18 protein-coding genes are annotated in these 18,657 nt (G+C 42.9%); 17 read left to right on the top strand and 1 reads right to left on the bottom strand.

What is annotated here, in order from left to right; all coding sequences use genetic code 11:
* Positions 1 to 93 precede the first annotated feature (93 nt).
* From PG766_RS02025 to PG766_RS02080, 12 genes are all read left to right on the top strand, one after another.
* On the top strand, positions 94 to 480 hold the full coding sequence (locus PG766_RS02025; protein WP_022220909.1) for a GrdX family protein: 387 nt from the start codon (positions 94 to 96) through the stop codon (positions 478 to 480).
* Positions 481 to 559: 79 nt separating this feature from the next.
* On the top strand, positions 560 to 1,840 hold the full coding sequence (locus PG766_RS02030; RefSeq protein ID WP_118198301.1) for a glycine/sarcosine/betaine reductase component B subunit: 1,281 nt from the start codon (positions 560 to 562) through the stop codon (positions 1,838 to 1,840).
* Between the two features lie 20 nt (positions 1,841 to 1,860).
* Positions 1,861 to 3,174: a glycine reductase complex selenoprotein B gene (gene grdB / locus PG766_RS02035; protein ID WP_118198300.1), complete on the top strand. Its 1,314-nt coding sequence runs from the start codon at positions 1,861 to 1,863 to the stop codon at positions 3,172 to 3,174.
* 48 nt (positions 3,175 to 3,222) lie between these two features.
* On the top strand, positions 3,223 to 4,170 hold the full coding sequence (trxB, locus tag PG766_RS02040; protein ID WP_008375312.1) for a thioredoxin-disulfide reductase: 948 nt from the start codon (positions 3,223 to 3,225) through the stop codon (positions 4,168 to 4,170).
* A gap of 36 nt (positions 4,171 to 4,206) precedes the next feature.
* Positions 4,207 to 4,524 (top strand): thioredoxin TrxA, encoded by a 318-nt coding sequence (gene trxA / locus PG766_RS02045; RefSeq protein ID WP_008375313.1) that lies wholly within the window; start codon positions 4,207 to 4,209, stop codon positions 4,522 to 4,524.
* A gap of 139 nt (positions 4,525 to 4,663) precedes the next feature.
* Positions 4,664 to 5,137 (top strand): glycine/sarcosine/betaine reductase complex selenoprotein A, encoded by a 474-nt coding sequence (gene grdA, locus PG766_RS02050; RefSeq protein ID WP_117558227.1) that lies wholly within the window; start codon positions 4,664 to 4,666, stop codon positions 5,135 to 5,137.
* A gap of 295 nt (positions 5,138 to 5,432) precedes the next feature.
* The gene (grdC, locus tag PG766_RS02055) at positions 5,433 to 6,971 is read left to right on the top strand and encodes a glycine/sarcosine/betaine reductase complex component C subunit beta (RefSeq protein WP_118198485.1); all 1,539 of its coding nucleotides are present in this window, start codon (positions 5,433 to 5,435) and stop codon (positions 6,969 to 6,971) included.
* Between the two features lie 18 nt (positions 6,972 to 6,989).
* Positions 6,990 to 8,144 carry a glycine/sarcosine/betaine reductase complex component C subunit alpha gene (grdD, locus tag PG766_RS02060; protein ID WP_117558225.1) on the top strand — a complete coding sequence of 385 codons (1,155 nt, stop codon included), beginning with the start codon at positions 6,990 to 6,992 and terminating at the stop codon, positions 8,142 to 8,144.
* 246 nt (positions 8,145 to 8,390) lie between these two features.
* Positions 8,391 to 9,152 (top strand): threonine/serine exporter family protein, encoded by a 762-nt coding sequence (locus PG766_RS02065; RefSeq protein ID WP_118198298.1) that lies wholly within the window; start codon positions 8,391 to 8,393, stop codon positions 9,150 to 9,152.
* An 18-nt stretch (positions 9,153 to 9,170) separates the two neighbouring features.
* Positions 9,171 to 9,695, top strand: coding sequence for a threonine/serine exporter family protein (locus PG766_RS02070; protein ID WP_243014312.1), 525 nt, complete (start codon positions 9,171 to 9,173; stop codon positions 9,693 to 9,695).
* A gap of 139 nt (positions 9,696 to 9,834) precedes the next feature.
* Positions 9,835 to 11,292, top strand: coding sequence for a glutamate--tRNA ligase (gene gltX, locus PG766_RS02075; RefSeq protein WP_055157834.1), 1,458 nt, complete (start codon positions 9,835 to 9,837; stop codon positions 11,290 to 11,292).
* 99 nt (positions 11,293 to 11,391) lie between these two features.
* Positions 11,392 to 13,254, top strand: a complete 1,863-nt coding sequence (locus tag PG766_RS02080; RefSeq protein ID WP_118198297.1) for an ATP-dependent helicase — start codon at positions 11,392 to 11,394, stop codon at positions 13,252 to 13,254.
* On the opposite strand, the gene PG766_RS02085 is transcribed toward PG766_RS02080, so the two are convergent.
* Positions 13,255 to 13,569, bottom strand: coding sequence for a DUF1292 domain-containing protein (locus tag PG766_RS02085; protein ID WP_008375343.1), 315 nt, complete (start codon positions 13,567 to 13,569; stop codon positions 13,255 to 13,257).
* 129 nt (positions 13,570 to 13,698) lie between these two features.
* Here PG766_RS02085 and PG766_RS02090 point away from each other — a divergent pair, with 129 nt between their 5' ends.
* From PG766_RS02090 to miaB, 5 genes are read left to right on the top strand one after another with little or no spacing between them, the layout of a single operon-like run.
* Complete coding sequence (locus PG766_RS02090) at positions 13,699 to 14,691, top strand: sugar ABC transporter substrate-binding protein (RefSeq protein WP_117558217.1); 993 nt, start codon at positions 13,699 to 13,701, stop codon at positions 14,689 to 14,691.
* Complete coding sequence (locus PG766_RS02095) at positions 14,682 to 16,403, top strand: alpha-amylase family glycosyl hydrolase (RefSeq protein WP_243014310.1); 1,722 nt, start codon at positions 14,682 to 14,684, stop codon at positions 16,401 to 16,403. Before PG766_RS02090 ends, PG766_RS02095 begins: the two co-directional genes overlap by 10 nt.
* Positions 16,400 to 16,939, top strand: a complete 540-nt coding sequence (locus PG766_RS02100; RefSeq protein WP_008375346.1) for a DUF5662 family protein — start codon at positions 16,400 to 16,402, stop codon at positions 16,937 to 16,939. Before PG766_RS02095 ends, PG766_RS02100 begins: the two co-directional genes overlap by 4 nt.
* A 17-nt stretch (positions 16,940 to 16,956) precedes the next feature.
* Complete coding sequence (locus PG766_RS02105; protein WP_008375347.1) at positions 16,957 to 17,136, top strand: DUF4250 domain-containing protein; 180 nt, start codon at positions 16,957 to 16,959, stop codon at positions 17,134 to 17,136.
* A gap of 15 nt (positions 17,137 to 17,151) precedes the next feature.
* On the top strand, positions 17,152 to 18,600 hold the full coding sequence (miaB, locus tag PG766_RS02110; protein ID WP_118198296.1) for a tRNA (N6-isopentenyl adenosine(37)-C2)-methylthiotransferase MiaB: 1,449 nt from the start codon (positions 17,152 to 17,154) through the stop codon (positions 18,598 to 18,600).
* The last annotated feature ends 57 nt before the right edge of the window (positions 18,601 to 18,657 follow it).

The raw sequence follows: 18,657 nt of genomic DNA on the forward strand, positions 1-18,657 counted from the left end.
AGATATATGTTAAAAAAATATCTGGAGTATTTCAGACACAGGGAGTCAAAAAAGACCGCATAAACGGACAGGGGACGAAAGGAAGAAGCGGCTATGAATACTGGATTTATGATTATCACAAATAATCCACTGGTAAAAGAAAAACTGGGGGAAGATTATCATGTGGAATACGAAGAACTTTCTTATGAGGACACACTTAAAAAAGTTCAGAAGATGATCTTTCAGGGATACCGCCTTTTGACACATCCGCTGTCCGGAAGCGTAAAACCGAATGAGACTCCATATAAGTCGGTTATGCTCTCAGAAACGCCGGAAGGTCTGGATGCGCAGGCGATGCAGATCATTGCAAGCGCCATTCAGGCATGCGGTAAATTTCAGTTTAAGTCTGATCTTTATAAACCTCAGGTTTATGCAGACTTTCAGCTTGTAGATTACACATTGATCTCAAGTGCTCTGCCGTCAGCGGAAAGCTGGCGCTAAAAAAGGCTGTAGAAGTACATGCGGTTTGGTGTACTTTTGAGCATACAACAAACACATTCAAAAAAGGAGGGAATTTACAGTGAAATTAGAAGTAGGTCACATTTTTATTAACGACATTCAGTTCGCATCTGAATCAAAGATCGAAAATGGTGTTCTTTATGTTGACGAAGAAGCTGTAAAGGCAATCGTTCTCGAGGACGAAAAAATCAAAGGTGTTAAATTTGATATCGCAAAACCAGGTGAAAGCGTTCGTATCACTCCGGTTAAAGATGTTATTGAACCACGTGTTAAAGTTGAAGGAAGAGGGGGAGTCTTCCCAGGCGTTATCGCAAAAGTTGACACTGTAGGTAGTGGTAAGACATATGCATTAAAAGGAATGGCTGTTGTAACAGCTGGTAAGATCGTGGGATTCCAGGAAGGTATCATCGATATGTCTGGCCCGGGTGCAGAATATACACCATTCTCTAAACTTAACAACTTAGTAGTTGTTTGCGAACCAGTTGAAGGAATCAAACAGCATGAATATGAAAAAGCTGTTCGTCTTGCTGGATTCAGAGTAGCAGTTTACCTTGGAGAACTTGCTCGTGAACTTACACCTGATGAAACAAAAGTTTATGAAACATACGGAATCATGGAAGGAAAAGAAAAATTCCCGAACCTTCCGAGAGTTGCTTATGTACAGATGCTTCAGAGCCAGGGACTTCTCCATGACACATATGTATACGGTGTTGATGCTAAGAGAACACTCTCTACAATCATGAACCCGACAGAAGTTATGGACGGAGCTATCGTATCTGGTAACTGTGTATCCGCTTGCGATAAGAACCCAACATATGTTCATGAAAACAACCCGGTTGTACATGACCTGTTCGAAGAACACGGAAAAACAATCAACTTCGTTTGCCAGATTCTTACAAACGAAAACGTATACCTTGCTGATAAGATGCGTTCATCTGACTGGACAGCTAAGATGTGCCGTCTGTTAGACCTTGATGCAGTTATCGTATCTCAGGAAGGATTCGGTAACCCGGATACTGACCTTATCATGAACTGCAAGAAGATCGAAGCTGAAGGCGTTAAGACTGTAATCATTACAGACGAATATGCCGGACGTGACGGAAAATCTCAGTCACTGGCAGATGCTGATCCGGCTGCAGACGCAGTTGTAACCGGTGGAAATGCTAACCAGGTAATCGTACTTCCTAAGATGGATAAAGTAATCGGAACAGAAGATTTCGTTACAATCATTGCTGGTGGTAATGAACATTCTCATCGTGAAGATGGAACAATCGAAGTTGAAATTCAGGCCATTACCGGTGCTACAAATGAAACCGGATTTGGATATCTGAGTGCACGCTAGGAATGGAGGACGTAAAGATAATGAGTAAAATTAAAGTTGTACATTATATCAATCAGTTCTTCGCTCAGATTGGTGGAGAAGAAAAAGCTGATTATCCTGCTGAACTTCGCGTAGGCGAAATCGTTGGACCTGGACAGGCTCTGACACAGCAGTTTGGAGAAGAAGCAGAGATCGTAGCTACAATCGTTTGCGGTGACTCTTACTTCAATGAAAACCTTGACAAAGCAAAAGCTGATATTCTTGAAATGGTTAAGAGCCAGAATCCTGATATCTTTATCGCTGGACCTGCTTTCAATGCTGGACGTTACGGTGTTGCATGCGGAACTATCTGTGATGCAGTACAGGAAGAACTCGGAATCCCGGCAGTAACTGGTATGTACGTTGAAAACCCAGGTGCTGATATGTTCAAGAACAAAGTTTACACAGTATCTACAAAGAACAGCGCAGCTGGTATGAGAGATGCAGTTAAGAAACTTGCTCCTCTTGCTCTTAAGATCGCTAAAGGCGAAAAAATCGGTGCTTCTTGCCAGGAAGGTTACATGCCGAACGGAGTTCGTGTAAACTTCTTCGAAAAAGAACGTGGATCTAAGAGAGCTGTTAAGATGCTCCTTAAGAAACTGGCAGACAAGCCGTTTGAGACAGAGTATCCAATGCCAACATTCGACCGTGTTGATCCACAGCCAGCTATCAAAGATCTTAGCAAGGCTACAATCGCACTTTGTACTTCAGGTGGAATCGTTCCGAAAGGAAATCCGGACCACATCGAAAGTTCAAATGCTTCTCACTACGGAGAATATGACATCACAGGCGTTATGGATCTTACAGAAGATACATACGAAACAGCTCATGGTGGATATGATCCGGTATATGCAAACGAAGATGCAGACCGTGTACTTCCTGTAGACGTTATGCGTGAATTCGAAAAAGAAGGCGTTATCGGAAAACTTCACAACAAATTCTATACAACAGTTGGTAACGGTACAGCCGTAGCTTCTGCAAAAGCTTTCGCTGAGGAATATGCTCAGAAACTTATAGCAGACGGTGTTGACGCAGTTATCATGACCTCTACTTGAGGTACCTGTACACGTTGCGGTGCAACAATGGTAAAAGCAATTGAAGCAGCTGGACTCCCGGTAGTTCATATGTGTACAGTAACTCCGATTTCCATGACAGTTGGTGCGAACAGAATCGTTCCTACGATTGCTATTCCTCATCCACTTGGAAATCCGGCTCTTGAAAAAGATGAAGAGTATGCTCTTCGTAAGGGCCTTGTTGAAAAAGCTCTGAAAGCTCTTACAACAGAAGTAGACGGACAGACAATCTTTGACAACTAAATCTTAGTTAGAAGGTCATGTAATTTTATTAAAAAAGGAGAGAACGTTATGAGCAAAGTTTATGACGTGATCGTCCTGGGTGCGGGACCTGCAGGCTTAGCTGCAGGTCTGTACGCAGGAAGAAGCCGTCTTTCAACACTGGTTATTGAGAAAGGTAAAGATGGCGGACAGATCGCAATCACAGATGACATCGAAAATTATCCTGGACAGATCGTAGAAGGGGAAAGCGGTCCTTCTCTTATCGCAAGAATGACACAGCAGTGTGAAAAATTCGGCGTTGAGAGAGCCTCAGATGTAATTAACGAAGTACACCTGGACGGCGATATCAAAGTACTGAAGAGTGCGAAGGCTGAATATCAGTCAAAGACGGTTATCATCGCAACCGGAGCTTTTGCAAGACCGATCGGATGCAAAGGTGAAAAAGAGTTCATGGGCAAGGGCGTTTCTTACTGCGCTACCTGTGATGCAAACTTCTTTGAAGATTTTGAAGTATACGTAGTAGGTGGAGGAGACTCTGCTGTAGAAGAAGCTATGTACCTTACAAAATTTGCAAGAAAAGTTACCATTATTCACAGACGTGATGAGCTTCGTGCAGCAAAATCCATCCAGGAAAAAGCTTTCAAGAACGAAAAACTTCACTTTATGTGGGATACGGTTGTAGAAGAAGTTGGCGGTGACGGAATCCTTTCTGAGATGACTGTTAAAAATGTGAAAACAGGTGAACTCACTAAGATCGTAGCTGATGAAGATGACGGAATGTTTGGTGTATTCGGATTTATCGGAACACTTCCAAACTCAAAGATCTATGAAGGAACAGGTCTTGAGATGGATGAAAGAGGATATATTCCGACAGATGCAGATATGCACACTAATATCCCAGGCGTATTCGCAGCAGGCGATATCCGCGTTAAGAGCTTAAGACAGGTTGTTACAGCTGCAGCTGATGGAGCAATCGCAGCTACACAGGCAGAAAAGTATATTAACGAATTAAAATAATAAACACTTTTTAATAGAGTGAGGAGGACATTTGACATGTTAGAAGTAGATAAGAAAACATTCGAAGACGAAGTCTTAAAAGCAGAAGGTTATGTATTCGTAGATTTCTTTGGTGATGGATGTGTTCCGTGCCAGGCTCTGATGCCGTTCGTACACGAAATGGCAGATAAATACGGAGATAAGATCAAATTCACATCTCTGAATACAACAAAAGCTCGTCGTCTTGCTATCGGACAGAAGATCCTTGGACTTCCGGTTATGGCTATTTACAAAGATGGCGAAAAAGTAGAAGAAGTAGTAAAAGATGATGCTACACAGGAAAGCATCGAAGCAATGATTAAGAAATATATCTAATCATTAAACCAATTTAATTCGGTGAGCCGCGCACAGGCGGCAAAGAGCTGTCTGTGTGCTCACAATATATAATCGCGTAAAGCGTGTAAAACTATTAACAAAACAAAATTTTAAAAGAAAGGAAGGAGGAAAAGACATCATGGCAATTTTAAAAGATAAAAAAGTTGTTATTATCGGTGACCGTGACGGTGTACCGGGACCAGCAATCGCAGAATGCGTAAAGACAGCTGGCGGAGATGTAGTTTTTTCTTCAACAGAATGTTTCGTCTGAACTAGCGCAGGCGCAATGGATCTGGAGAATCAGAAAAGGGTAAAAGAATTTGCTGAGGAGTACGGCCCGGAAAACGTAGTCGTAATCGTAGGCGCAGCTGAGGGAGAAGCAGCAGGACTTGCTGCAGAAACCGTTACAGCAGGAGACCCGACATTCGCAGGTCCGTTGACAGGGGTCCAGCTTGGACTCACAACTTATCACGTATGTGAACCAGAGTTAAAAGAAGAATTTGACCCGGCTGTTTACGATGAACAGGTAGGCATGATGGAAATGGTCCTTGATGTTGATGATATCGTAGACGAAATGTCAGCAATCCGCGACGAATATTGCAAATACCTCTAAGATAAAGAGAGGTATACCTTCAAAGCGGAATATCTGAGATAGAGGTACAGGCGGCAGGATTCTTCCTGTCGCCTGTTTTATTGCCAGGCATATCGGGAACGTGCTGGTGTTGCATTAGTGAGTTGCCTAGCAGATCAGAAGTGTGCCAGTGATACACTTCTGATGAAAAGCTTGTTTAGCGCATTCTGCCAAAATTCTTTTAAATCAGGCAGGTAGATTATACGCGCATATCACGGAGAAATGAATGATGGTGACATTCGTAAAAAGAGAATGTCAGGAAAGGTGGAAACCAGCGATGAACAGTGTAATTAAAGGAGCAGGATATGTACTTGTACATACCCCGGAAATGGTAGTTTACAACGGAACAACACAGACAACAGAAAGAGTTGTTAATCCGGAATCAGAATATTTAAAAGAACTTAGAGATCATCTTCGGTCATATGAAACATGTGTAAATTATTGGCCGAATCAGGTATATATCGGAAATGCAACACCGGACGATCTTGCCCAGGTTGAATTTCCATACTACGACAAAGTAAAAGAAGGCGCAGAGCGTTACGGAAAATACGGTGAAATCATGCCGGAAGACGAATTCCTTCTTTTAGCTCAGGCTTGCGATATGTTCGAAGTTGTTATGCTTGAGAAAGGATTTGTAGCAGCTACAAAGGAGAAATTTGCAGCAGATCCGATCATCACAGATGATATCGTAGAAAAAGTAATCGAGGGATTTGAAATCTCAGAAATCGAACATTTTGTAAATGAAGAGCATGCTGAAGGTCTGTATCATGAAAACAAACTGGTAGGCTGTGTAAAGAGAGCGCATGACATTGATGCAAACCTTTCAGCTCATGTTATGCATGAAAACATTATGAGTAAGGCATCCAGCGTGCTCGCCCTCCTCTATGGTGTAAGAAACGCAGGAATCGAAAAGACAGACGTTGAGTATGTCATCGACTGTGCAGAAGAAGCTTGTGGTGATATGAACCAGCGTGGTGGCGGTAACTTCGCAAAAGCAGCAGCTGAAGTTGCAGGACTTCTGAACGCAACAGGTTCTGACTCACGTGGATTCTGTGCCGGACCATCTCACGCACTGATCGAAGCAGCAGCTCTCGTAAAATCAGGCGCATACAAATGTGTAGCTGTAACAGCTGGTGGTTGTACAGCAAAACTTGGTATGAACGGTAAAGACCATGTAAAGAAAGGCCTTCCGATCCTGGAAGACTGCCTTGGTGGATTCTGTGTAATCATCGCAGAAAACGATGGCGTAAACCCGGAAATCAACCTGGATATCCTTGGACGCCATACAGTAGGAACAGGAAGTGCTCCGCAGAACGTAATCGGAAGCCTTGTAGCTGATCCACTGGAAAGAGCAGGACTTAAGATCACAGATATCGATAAATTCTCTCCGGAAATGCAGAACCCGGATATCACAAAACCGGCAGGAGCTGGAGATGTACCGCTTGCTAACTACAAGATGATTGCAGCTCTCGCAGTTAAGAGAGGCGAACTTGATAGAAAAGAACTTGCAAGTTTTGCAGGAGAACACGGACTGACAGGATGGGCTCCGACTCAGGGACATATTCCTTCAGGTGTACCGTACATCGGATTTGCAAGAGAAGATATCCTTGCAGGAAAGATCAATAAAGCCATGATCATCGGAAAAGGAAGTCTGTTCCTTGGACGTATGACCAACCTCTTCGACGGTGTATCTTTCGTAATCCAGGCAAATACTGGTGCAGAAGATAACAGCGGCGTATCAGAAGAAGAAGTAAAAGGACTGATCGCAAAAGCAATGAAAGATTTTGCAGCATCATTAATGGCAACAGAAGAATAAGAAAGGTGGACAAACAAAATGGCAAATGGAATTGAAAGAATGATTGCCGACACCTTTATGGAGATGGCGCAGGGACTGGAGACAGGAAGCTTCGGAAAGCGCCCGAAAGTTGCACTGACCGGAATGGGAAGCGAACATGGAGAAGAAAACTCTATGGCAGCGGCAATTGAAGCGGCAAAAGACGGAATTGATGTATATTATATCGGAACATTAGAAGCAGAAGGCGTTACAACTGTTAAAGTGGCTAACGATGAAGAAGGTCATGATAAGATGGAAGAAATGCTGAAGAATGGAGAAGTAGATGCAGCAGTAACCATGCACTTCCCATTCCCGATCGGTGTATCTACAGTAGGACGCTGTGTAACACCGGCAACTGCAAAAGAAATGTTCATCGCTAATACAACAGGAACATCCAGCACAGACCGTATTGAAGGAATGATCAAAAATGCGATCTACGGAATCATCGCTGCAAAAGCTTGTGGTAAGAAGAATCCGACCGTTGGTATCCTGAATGTAGACGGTGCACGTCAGACAGAGAAAGCTCTGAAGAAACTGCAGGAGAACGGGTATCCGATCGAATTTGCAGAATCAGGAAGAGCAGATGGCGGATGCGTTATGAGAGGAAATGACGTCCTTCAGGCATCCCCGGACATCATGGTAACAGATTCCCTTACCGGAAATATCATGGTGAAGATGCTTTCTTCTTTCACAACAGGTGGAAGCTTTGAAGCAACAGGATTCGGATACGGACCTGGAATCGGAGAAGGATATGAACAGCTTGTTATGATCGTATCCAGAGCATCCGGAGCACCGGTTATCGCAAATGCGATCCGTTACGCAGCGCAGCTGGTAAGAGGAAAAGTATTTGAGGTAGCAAAAGAAGAATTTGCAGCTGTTAAGAAAGCAGGATTAAAAGAAATCCTGGATGAACATAAAGCATCACAGAAACCGGCAGTGGCTGAAGAAGAAGTTAAAGAGCCACCGAAGGAAATCGTAACAGCACAGATCCCTGGAATTGAAGTTATGGATCTGGAAGACGCAGTTAAAGTACTGTGGAAACTCGGCATTTACGCAGAAAGCGGAATGGGATGCACAGGACCAATCATCCGTGTATCAGACGCAAACCTCGCAAAAGCTGAGGAAGAACTGAAAAAGAGCGGATATATTAACTAATAAAATCTGCCTTTTTATAAACACTCTCACTCTAATTCAGGAAGATGGGCTTTCCGGTCATAAGACCGGGAAGCCTTTTTCCTTGCGAAAAACTGTTTTTGCAGAAAGATTATACATTATTTGTCACAGATACTGTGAACGGTAATGATTGTACTGTTTTGTGGACGAAAAATTTTTGGTTGATTTTTAGAATAGGAAATAGTATCATGACAGTTATAAATCCGAAAAAGTGAGAGGGAGAAAGTCATGGATACGCAATTATTACTGAAAACGGCGATGCTTGCCGGTGAAATAATGCTGCGAAGTGGAGCGGAAACGTATCGTGTGGAAGATACCATGCATCATATACTGAAGACGGCGGATCACATCGAGATGGCAGAAGTTCTGGTGATCATGACCGGAATTTCCGCGACGATCAAACTGGAGAACGAAAAGGCAGTTACTGTTACAAAGAGAGTAGAAGAACGGGATACCAATCTAAAGCTCGTCGTAAATGTTAATGAGATTTCCAGGCAGTATTGTGGAGATGATCTGACACTAGAGCAGGCATATGAGAAGCTTTCGACGTTAAAACAGTTCGAGTTCAGCCGCAAGACAACTAACCTGGCAATGATGGGGGTTGGTGTGGGATTTACAATTTTTTTTGGTGGATCCATTGCAGATACCGGGGCAGCCATCGTTGTAGGACTTTTTCTTGTTGCCTTTGTATCAGCGGGACAGGATCTGAAATTTCACCCATTTATTCAGGATATTTTCGCAGGATTTGGTGTTGCGTTTGCCTGCTGCCTTCTAAAAGAAGGTCTGGGTGATCAGATGAATATGGATACTGTTATGATAGGAAGTTTCATGCCTCTTGTACCGGGAATGGCAATCACCAATGCTGTCAGGGATACCTTGCGGGGGGATTATCTTTCCGGTGGTGCAAGAGTGATGGAAGCTTTCTTAAAAGCACTTGGGATTGCAATTGGAATTGGTATTGGGCTGGCGCTTTGCGCAAAGATTTTTTAGCAGGAAGGAGAGCAAAAAATGAACAGTACTGTTTTTGAAATGATCATCCGGGTATTTGGAGCGTTTTTATCTATTTACAGTTTTGCGGTTCTCCTTCAGGTTCCGCGCCGCTTTGTTCTTCAGGCTGGTATTGTAGGAGCAATTGGTGGATTTGTTTATCTGCTTGCAATACATTTTGGCAGGGGAGATGTGATGGCATCTTTATATTCAGCAGTTGCAGCTGCGGTTGTTTCGCATATTTTTGCGAGAGTTTATAAGACACCGGTTACGTTGTTTCTGATTGCCGGGGTTCTTCCGACTGTTCCCGGAAACGGGATGTACCAGACGGTTCATTATCTGATCGACGGGAACGAGGCGATGTCCGAATTTTATCTGATCCAGACATTGGAGATCGCAGGCGTGATCTCTCTTGCAATTTTTGTCGTGGATACCTTTTTCCAGGCTTTTCAGAAGAGTGAGTGGAAGCAGAATTCCATGAAGTATGTCCGAAAGATCGTTCCTGGAGCTGAGAAACCGCAAAATACAGAAAAACGGGAAAAATAGTGGCTTCGGAATGCTTGAAGTAAAAAAGGGAATGTGTTAGTATTATAAAGATGAACATATATTTGAATGTCATAGAGAACTGTGAATAGTTTATTTTCACAGTGAAAATAAAACAGAAGTTAAAGAGAGGAACACTAAAATGAAAAAAGTCAGAACAAGATTTGCACCGAGTCCGACAGGTAGAATGCATGTCGGTAATTTGCGTACTGCATTATATGCATACCTGATCGCAAAACATGAAGGCGGAGATTTTATGCTCCGTATTGAAGATACAGATCAGGAAAGATATGTAGAAGGTGCATTGGATATTATTTACAGAACACTGGAGAAGACAGGCCTTGTTCATGATGAAGGCCCAGATAAAGATGGCGGTGTCGGACCATACGTTCAGAGTGAAAGACAGGCTTCAGGAATTTACATGAAGTATGCTAAGCAGTTAATTGAACAGGGAGATGCATACTACTGTTTCTGTGATAAAGAACGTCTGGAATCTTTGAAGACTTCTGTATCAGAGGATGGAACACAGATTGTGAATTATGACAAGCATTGTCTGCATCTGAGTAAAGAAGAGATAGAAGCAAACCTTGCAGCCGGAAAGCCATATGTTGTCCGTATCAATATGCCGACAGAGGGAACCACAACTTTCCATGATGAAATTTATGGAGATATTACCGTTCCGAATGCGGAACTGGATGATATGATCCTGATCAAATCAGACGGATATCCGACCTATAATTTTGCGAACGTTATTGATGATCATTTGATGAATATTACACACGTTGTCCGAGGGAATGAATATCTTTCTTCAGCACCGAAGTACAACCGTCTTTACGAAGCATTTGGATGGGAAGTACCGGTCTATGTACATTGCCCGCTGATTACAGATGAGAACCACAAAAAGCTCAGCAAGAGATGTGGACATTCTTCTTACGAAGATCTTCTGGATCAGGGATTTGTAAGTGAAGCAATTGTAAATTATGTGGCACTTCTTGGATGGTGTCCGCAGGATAACAGAGAGATCTTCTCACTGCCGGAACTTGTTGAAGCATTTGACTATCATCATATGAGCAAATCACCGGCTGTATTTGATATCAATAAGCTGAAGTGGATGAACGGGGAATATCTGAAGGCTATGGATTTTGATAAATTCTATGAACTTGCAGAGCCGTATATCAAGAAAGTGATCACAAAGGATTATGATCTGAAAAAGATTGCGTCTCTGATCAAGAGCCGTATCGAAATCCTTCCTGATATCAAAGACCAGATTGATTTCTTTGAAGCTGTTCCGGAATATGATACTGCAATGTATTGCCATAAGAAGATGAAGACTAACGAAGAGACTTCTCTGGAAGTATTAAAAGAAATTCTTCCAAGACTGGAAGCATGGGATGATTACAGTAATGACGCATTATTCGGGCTGCTGAAGGGATTTGCAGAAGAAAAAGGTTATAAGAACGGATATGTGATGTGGCCGGTAAGAACTGCAGTTTCAGGAAAGCAGAATACTCCGGGTGGAGCGACTGAGATCATGGAAGTTCTTGGTAAGGCAGAATCTGTAGAAAGAATCAAGAATGCAATAGAATTATTAAGCAGATAATATACAGATATAAAAGTATGCATGGGGGACGGATTTCTTTTTTCGCGTAATGCGGAAGAGGAATCCGTTCTGTTGTATTACATATGAGAAGGGGAGTTCATGAAACTAAACAGAGGACAGGATGAAGCGATAAAGCACGGGAATGGACCGTGTATGGTGCTGGCACCTCCGGGTTCGGGAAAGACGCTTATTGTCACAGAACGTACCCGTTATCTGATTGAGGAGAGCGGAGTACGCCCGGATCAGATTCTTGTAATTACTTTTACAAGATATGCAGCACGTGAAATGAAAGAACGTTTTGAAAGGCTGACTGCCGGAAAAAATTATCCGGTAACGTTTGGGACCTTTCACAGTATTTTTTATGGGATTCTAAAATGTGCCTATGGGATTGGTGCGAATAATCTGATGCCTGAAAAAGAGTCCTCTGTACTTTTACAGGAGGTCTTAGACCAGACCGATATCGAATCAACACCTGAGGTAGAAGATGAAGAGGAACTGGTGAGAGAACTTCTGCGGGAAGTCGGCATGGTAAAGAACGGACTTTGTCATCTGAAAGATTTTCACAGTAAGTATCTTACACAAGATGAGTTTGCAGAAGTGTTCCGCAGCTATGAGCATCAGAAAAAAGAACTGAAAAAATTTGATTTTGATGATATGTTGGTACAGTGTTATGCACTTTTCCGGAAAAAGCCGGAGATTCTGCAAGGATGGCAGAAGCGTTTCCAGTATATCCTGATCGATGAATTCCAGGATATCAACCGTGTGCAGTATGAAGTGATCCGGATGCTTGCAGCACCGAGGTACAATTTGTTTGTAGTCGGGGATGATGATCAGTCCATTTATGGATTTCGTGGAGCAAAGCCGGAGCTGATGCTTTATATGAAGCAGGAATTCCCGTCACTTCGGACCATTTCGCTGACGGTGAATTATCGTTCTACCGAATTTATTACCGGAGCAGCGGCAAGAGTGATTTTGCATAATGATACCCGTTTTTATAAGCGTGTACAGTCATTTCGGGGAAGAGGACAGAATGTTCATGTGCAGGAAGTCCTGGATGAACAGGAAGAGGCGCAGTATGTAACGGAAGAGATCCAGAAAAAACTGGACCAGGGAATAAAGCCGGGAGAAATTGCTGTACTTTTCCGGGCAGCAGTCCAGGCGCGAATGATTTCGGAAATATTAAGCGAACACCGTATCCCGTTTGAAATGCGAGATTATGTGACAAATTTTTACAGGCATTTTATTGTAAAAGATATGATGGCATATCTGCAGTTGGCAGCAGGAAAGCGGGACAGGTCGCTTTTCCTGACAATCTGTAACCGACCACTCAGGTATCTGGCACGGAACAGTATGGAGAACCGGCAGGTAAATTTTGAGGATCTGCGTAAATTTTATTGCGATAAGGACTGGATGCTGGATATTATTGACCAGTTTGATGTGGATGTCCGTATGATGAAGAATATGGCACCTTATGCGGCAATCCAGTATATCCGGAAAAAGATCGGATATGATGATTTTCTGAAGGAATATGCCGAAAAACATCAGATTTCGTGGAAGCAGCTGATGGATGTGATGGCAGAGCTTGAGGAGAGGAGTAAAAACTTCAAATCCTATGATGAATGGGAAATCCATATTGCAAAATATACGCAGGAGCTGGAAGAACAGCAGGCAAAGGCAAGGAAGATCAAAGGAGAGCGGGAGAATAAGGTACAGCTGATGACGATCCATTCAGCGAAAGGACTGGAATTTGAGGATGTATTTGTGATCCATGCCAATGAGGGTGAGATTCCGCATCAGAAGGCAGAAAAGAAAGACGAGATTGAAGAAGAGAGAAGACTTTTTTATGTAGCATTAACCCGTGCGAAGAATAATCTCTGTATTTCCTATATTACACAAAAAAACGGGAACAGTATCAAACCGTCCCGTTTTGTGGAAGAGCTTTTAGGTCAGAGAATAAAATAATTATTCTTCAATATCAAAGCCTTCAAATTCCTGTGTATCAAGCCATTCATCAAACTTATCCGCAGCGCGGTCATACTCATCATCATCTTCGATATTCTGAAGATCATGATCGGAGCCGCCTGTGGTATCACGGATAAAGCGATAGATCCATACGTCTCCGTCCTCATTTCCACCGTCTTCATCAAGCGGAAGAAGTGCAATGTATTCGGTAGAATCCATATTAAAAGTTGTGATAATGGCGCATTCGATTTCCACATCGTCATCAAGTGTCAGTGTGACAACATCGGATTCAAGCAGATTATGTTCCTTTTCCATTGTTCAGTTCTCCTTTCAATCTGATACTATCACTCTAACAGAGTATGGGGATATTTGCAAGGGGAAAAGTATTGACATTAGCGGTAAAAAAGATACAATAAAAGAAAGGTTTCAGGGAGGTTTATCTATATGAAGAAAAAGATTTTTTCTATCTTTCTTGTGATGGTTCTCTGTATTGGCATGACTGCAGGCTGTAAGAAGAATGTTGGGACAAGCCAGGACAATGCAATAGCAGAAGAGGACGATGACAGCAAGGAAGAGGCAAAAAGCTATCGTTTTGGATTTAGTTGTATTACCATGGAAAATCCATACTATATTACACTTGAGCAGGCACTGAGAGAAGCAGTCGAAGCACAGGGAAGTACGCTGGTGACAAAAGATCCGGCACTGAATGTAGACACCCAGATCGAGCAGATCCATCAGATGATCAAAGACGGACTGGATGCCATTTTTCTGTGTCCGGTATCAAGAGATGCGATCACACCTGCTCTGGAAGAGCTTAAGGAAGCCGATGTTAAGATCATCAATATTGATACGGAAGTTAAGGATACGGATTATATTGAAGCTTTTATTGGTTCGGATAATAAAGCTGCCGGACAGCTTTGTGGAGAAGATCTGATACAGCAGAGTCCGGATGGTGGAAAGATTGTAATTCTTGAAGGTCTTACACAGAATTCTATTGTAGAGAGAATTACAGGCTTTGAGGAAGCAATTGCCGGAAAGGGATTTGAGATTGTAGGAAGAGCAGATGTCAGTGGAGATTTGAACGAGGCAAGAGAAGCAGCTAACAAGATTTTTGCAGAGAATAAGGATGTTACGGCAGTAATGTGCGGGAACGACCAGATTGCGCTTGGGGCACTGGTTGCAGCAAGAACAGCCGGTCTTACTGATGTAAAGATTTACGGGGTAGATGGTTCTCCAGATCTGAAAAAAGAACTTCAGAAGACGGATTCCCTGATTCGCGGAACAAGTGCGCAATCACCGATCAAACTCGGAAAAGAATCGGCCAAAATCGGTTTTGCTATTTTAAACGGGGATGATTATGAAAAGACAACGTATCTGGATGTATTTTTTATTGATGCCTCGAATGTAGATATGTATGGAGTTGACGGATGGCAGTAACAGGGGGAACAGTGGATATGAAGACAGCAGTGGGATTTCCGTTTCCACAGGGATGTACTGTGGAAGGACAGACAGCGAATTTTTCGGTAGCAGTTCCGGAAGGACAGACATGTGAACTGATCATTTATAAAAAAGGTGCCAGGGCTTCAGCATTTTCACAGGAGATGCCATACTCTGATGTGGCAGGAAATCTGCACTTTCTCTCCGTGGTGCTGGAACAACCGGAAGATTATGAATATTGTTATAAAATCGGTGGAAAGATAGTTCCGGATCCATATGGAAAAGCATTTTCAGGCAGAGAACACTGGTCTGTGTCAAAGGGAAAGGAAAAGAGAAAACTGCGTACCCGGATCGTAACAGATACATTTGACTGGGGAAAGTCGCAATTTCCACATCTGAAAAAGGAAGATGTGATCGCCTACAGTCTTCATGTCCGTGGATTTACAAAACACAGTTCGTCCGGAGTCGCACACAAAGGAACGTTTGACGGAGTTACGGAGAAACTGCCCTATCTTCAAAAATTGGGGATTAACCAGATCCATCTGATGCCGGTTTATGAATTTGATGAGAATCAGAGGCATGTGAATTACTGGGGATATGGAAAAGCATATTTCTTTGCACCAAAAGCATCATATGCAGCAGGAGATCCGGTGAATGAGATGAAGTCACTTGTTCGTCAGATGCATCTTGCAGGGATTGAAGTTATTCTTGAGATGCCTTTCACAGAGGGAACTACGTTTTCTCTGATTTTAGATTGCCTGCGTTACTGGGTGATGCAGTATCATGTGGATGGATTTATTGTGAATCCATATATCTGCAATCCGGATGAACTTGCAAAGGATCCTGTGCTTGCGAAAAGTAAGATCCTCAAAAAAGAAGACGGATTCCAGAATGTGATGCGCCGTTTCTTAAAGGGAGATGAGGGCATGATCCGGGATGTGATCTGCCAGCTGAAGAATCAGGATACACAGCTGTATAATTATATTGCAAGCCACAACGGATTTACGCTCTGTGATGTAGTTTCCTATGATGGAAAGCACAACGAAGCAAATGGTGAGAATAATCTGGATGGTCCGGATTACAATTACAGCTGGAACTGTGGGGCAGAAGGGAACAGCCGGAAAAAGGTGGTTAACGAGTTACGGAAGAATCAGATATTTAATGCGTTCTTTTTACTTTTATTTGCACAGGGAATGCCGTGTATCCTTTCCGGGGATGAATTTATGAATACCCAGAAAGGGAATAATAATGCATACTGTCAGGATAATCTGATATCATGGCTTGACTGGAACCAGCTTTCCAGACAGGAAGAATTATATACATTTGTATGTCGACTGATTGCACTTCGTAAAGCCTGTATGAAGCAGATAGCGAAAAAATCAGAAGACACGATGGGCAGAAGCGGAATCCCTCAGATTTCCTATCATGGGGAGGATGCGTGGCAGATGCCGGCAGGGCGTGCAAGCAGACAGCTTGGTGTATTCTATCATGAAGAAAGTACAGAGAAGGACTTTTATATTGCATATAATATGCACTGGCTTTCTCATTCATTTGCACTTCCTTCCCTTCCAAAAGGAATGGAATGGGTGTGCATGGCAGGGACAAAAGAAGGAGTCCTGGATGAAAAAGAAGCAGTTCCGGTAAAAGATAAGAAGGTTCAGCTGGAGGAGCGAACGATCAAAGTTTTTGTTGGAAGGCGGGCTAAAGAATGAAAATCTGGAAACATTTTTGCACCATAACACATCACAAATATCTGGTTATGAAGAACTGCTTTAAGGTAGGACTTTACAGACAGGGACTTTTGCATGATATGTCGAAGTACTCTCCGGCGGAGTTCTGGGTTGGGTGCAGGTATTTCCAGGGAAACCGGAGTCCGAATAACGCAGAAAGAGAAGAAAAGGGCTATTCTTCGGCATGGCTGCACCATAAAGGGCGCAATAAACATCATTATGAATACTGGATTGACTACGGACTGGAAGGGGAACCAATGCTTACCGGGATGAAGATGCCGAAAAAGTATGTGGTCGAGATGTTAATGGATCGGATCGCAGCATCCAAGATTTATATGAAAGATAAATATACGGATACGTCACCGCTTGAATATTATCTTCACGGTATTGCAGGGGACTGGATGCATAAGGATACCAGGGCACTTCTGGAAGAACTTCTCTATATGCTCGCGGCAGACGGGGAAGAGAAAACTTTTGATTATATCCGGAATACCGTGTTGAAAACGAGAGATTATTAGAAAAAGAGGATAAAAACATGGCAGATTTACCAAAGGATCCAATGATTCTTCTGAGTGTGGTCAATACAAAATTACGGGATTTTTATGCAGATCTGGATACTCTTTGCCAGGAGATGCAGATTGAGAAAAAAGAACTGACAGAGAAACTGGCATCCATTGATTATGAATATGATGCAGGGCTGAACCAGTTTGTATAGAGAGGTTAATAACATATGAATAATATTGATTTTGATGCAATAGATCTTACCAAAGAAGCTCCGGTCACTGAGCCGGAGAGACAGTACTATTACATTGCCAAAGCGCGGAAGTATGTAAGCGAAAAAGCACAGGAGATCGGAAGATATCTGACTTTTTGCGTGACGACTTTCGGTTGTCAGATGAACGCTCGTGACTCCGAAAAGCTGGTCGGTGTTCTGGAACTGATCGGATACAAGGAAGAGCCGGATGAAGAGAAAGCAGACTTCGTTATCTACAACACCTGTACTGTCCGTGAAAATGCGAATCTGCGTGTTTACGGACGTCTGGGACAGCTTGGTGCAAAGAAGAAAAAGAATCCGCATATGTTCATCGGACTCTGCGGATGTATGATGCAGGAACCGACTGTTGTAGAGAAGATCAAGAAGAGCTATCGGTTTGTTGACCTGATCTTTGGAACTCACAATATTTATAAATTTGCAGAACTGATCGTGACAAGATTTGAATCTGAGAGAATGGTGATCGATATCTGGAAGGATACCGATAAGATTGTGGAGGATCTTCCGAGCGAACGTAAATTTTCCTTCAAATCCGGTGTTAACATCATGTTCGGATGTAACAATTTCTGCAGCTACTGTATCGTACCGTATGTGCGTGGACGTGAGAGAAGCCGTAATCCAAAAGATATCATTCGCGAGATTGAAGGACTTGTGGCAGATGGTGTGGTAGAAGTTATGCTCCTTGGTCAGAATGTAAACTCTTATGGAAAGAATCTGGAAGAGCCGATGACATTTGCACAGCTTCTTCAGGAGATTGAGAAGATTGAAGGACTGGAGAGAATCCGCTTTATGACTTCCCATCCAAAGGATTTGTCAGATGAACTGATTGATGTAATGGCACATTCCAAGAAAATCTGCAAGCATCTGCATCTTCCGGTTCAGTCAGGAAGCAGCAGGATCCTGCAGAAGATGAACCGCCATTACACCAAGGAGCATTATCTTGAGGTGGTAAGAAAGATCCGCGAAGCAGTGCCGGATATTTCCCTTACAACGGATATCATCGTCGGATTCCCTGGGGAGACAGAGGAAGATTTCCAGGATACTCTGGATATTGTAAGACAGGTGCGTTATGACAGTGCCTTTACTTTTATCTATTCCAAGAGAACAGGAACCCCTGCGGCAGCAATGGAAGATCAAGTTCCTGACGACGTGGTAAAAGACCGTTTTGATCGCCTTTTAAAAGAGGTGCAGCAGATTTCAGCGGAAGTATGCTCTGTACATCAGGGAACCACACAGGATGTGCTGGTAGAAAGTGTCAACGATCATGATCCGTCATTGGTGACAGGACGAATGAGCAACAACCTCCTGGTACATTTCCCGGGAGATGAAAGCATGATCGGTAAGATCGTGACAGTTTACTTAAAAGAGGCAAAAGGTTTCTATTATATGGGAGAACTCTGTAAATAAATCCAATGATTTGTGATAAAATCCAAAAGAAACGCTCATGCTATGTAAGAGATTTGC

It is taken from the genome of Coprococcus sp. LG101-27, from assembly GCF_027695515.1.
In the GTDB taxonomy this organism is placed as follows: Bacteria; Bacillota; Clostridia; order Lachnospirales; family Lachnospiraceae; genus Allocoprococcus; species Allocoprococcus comes.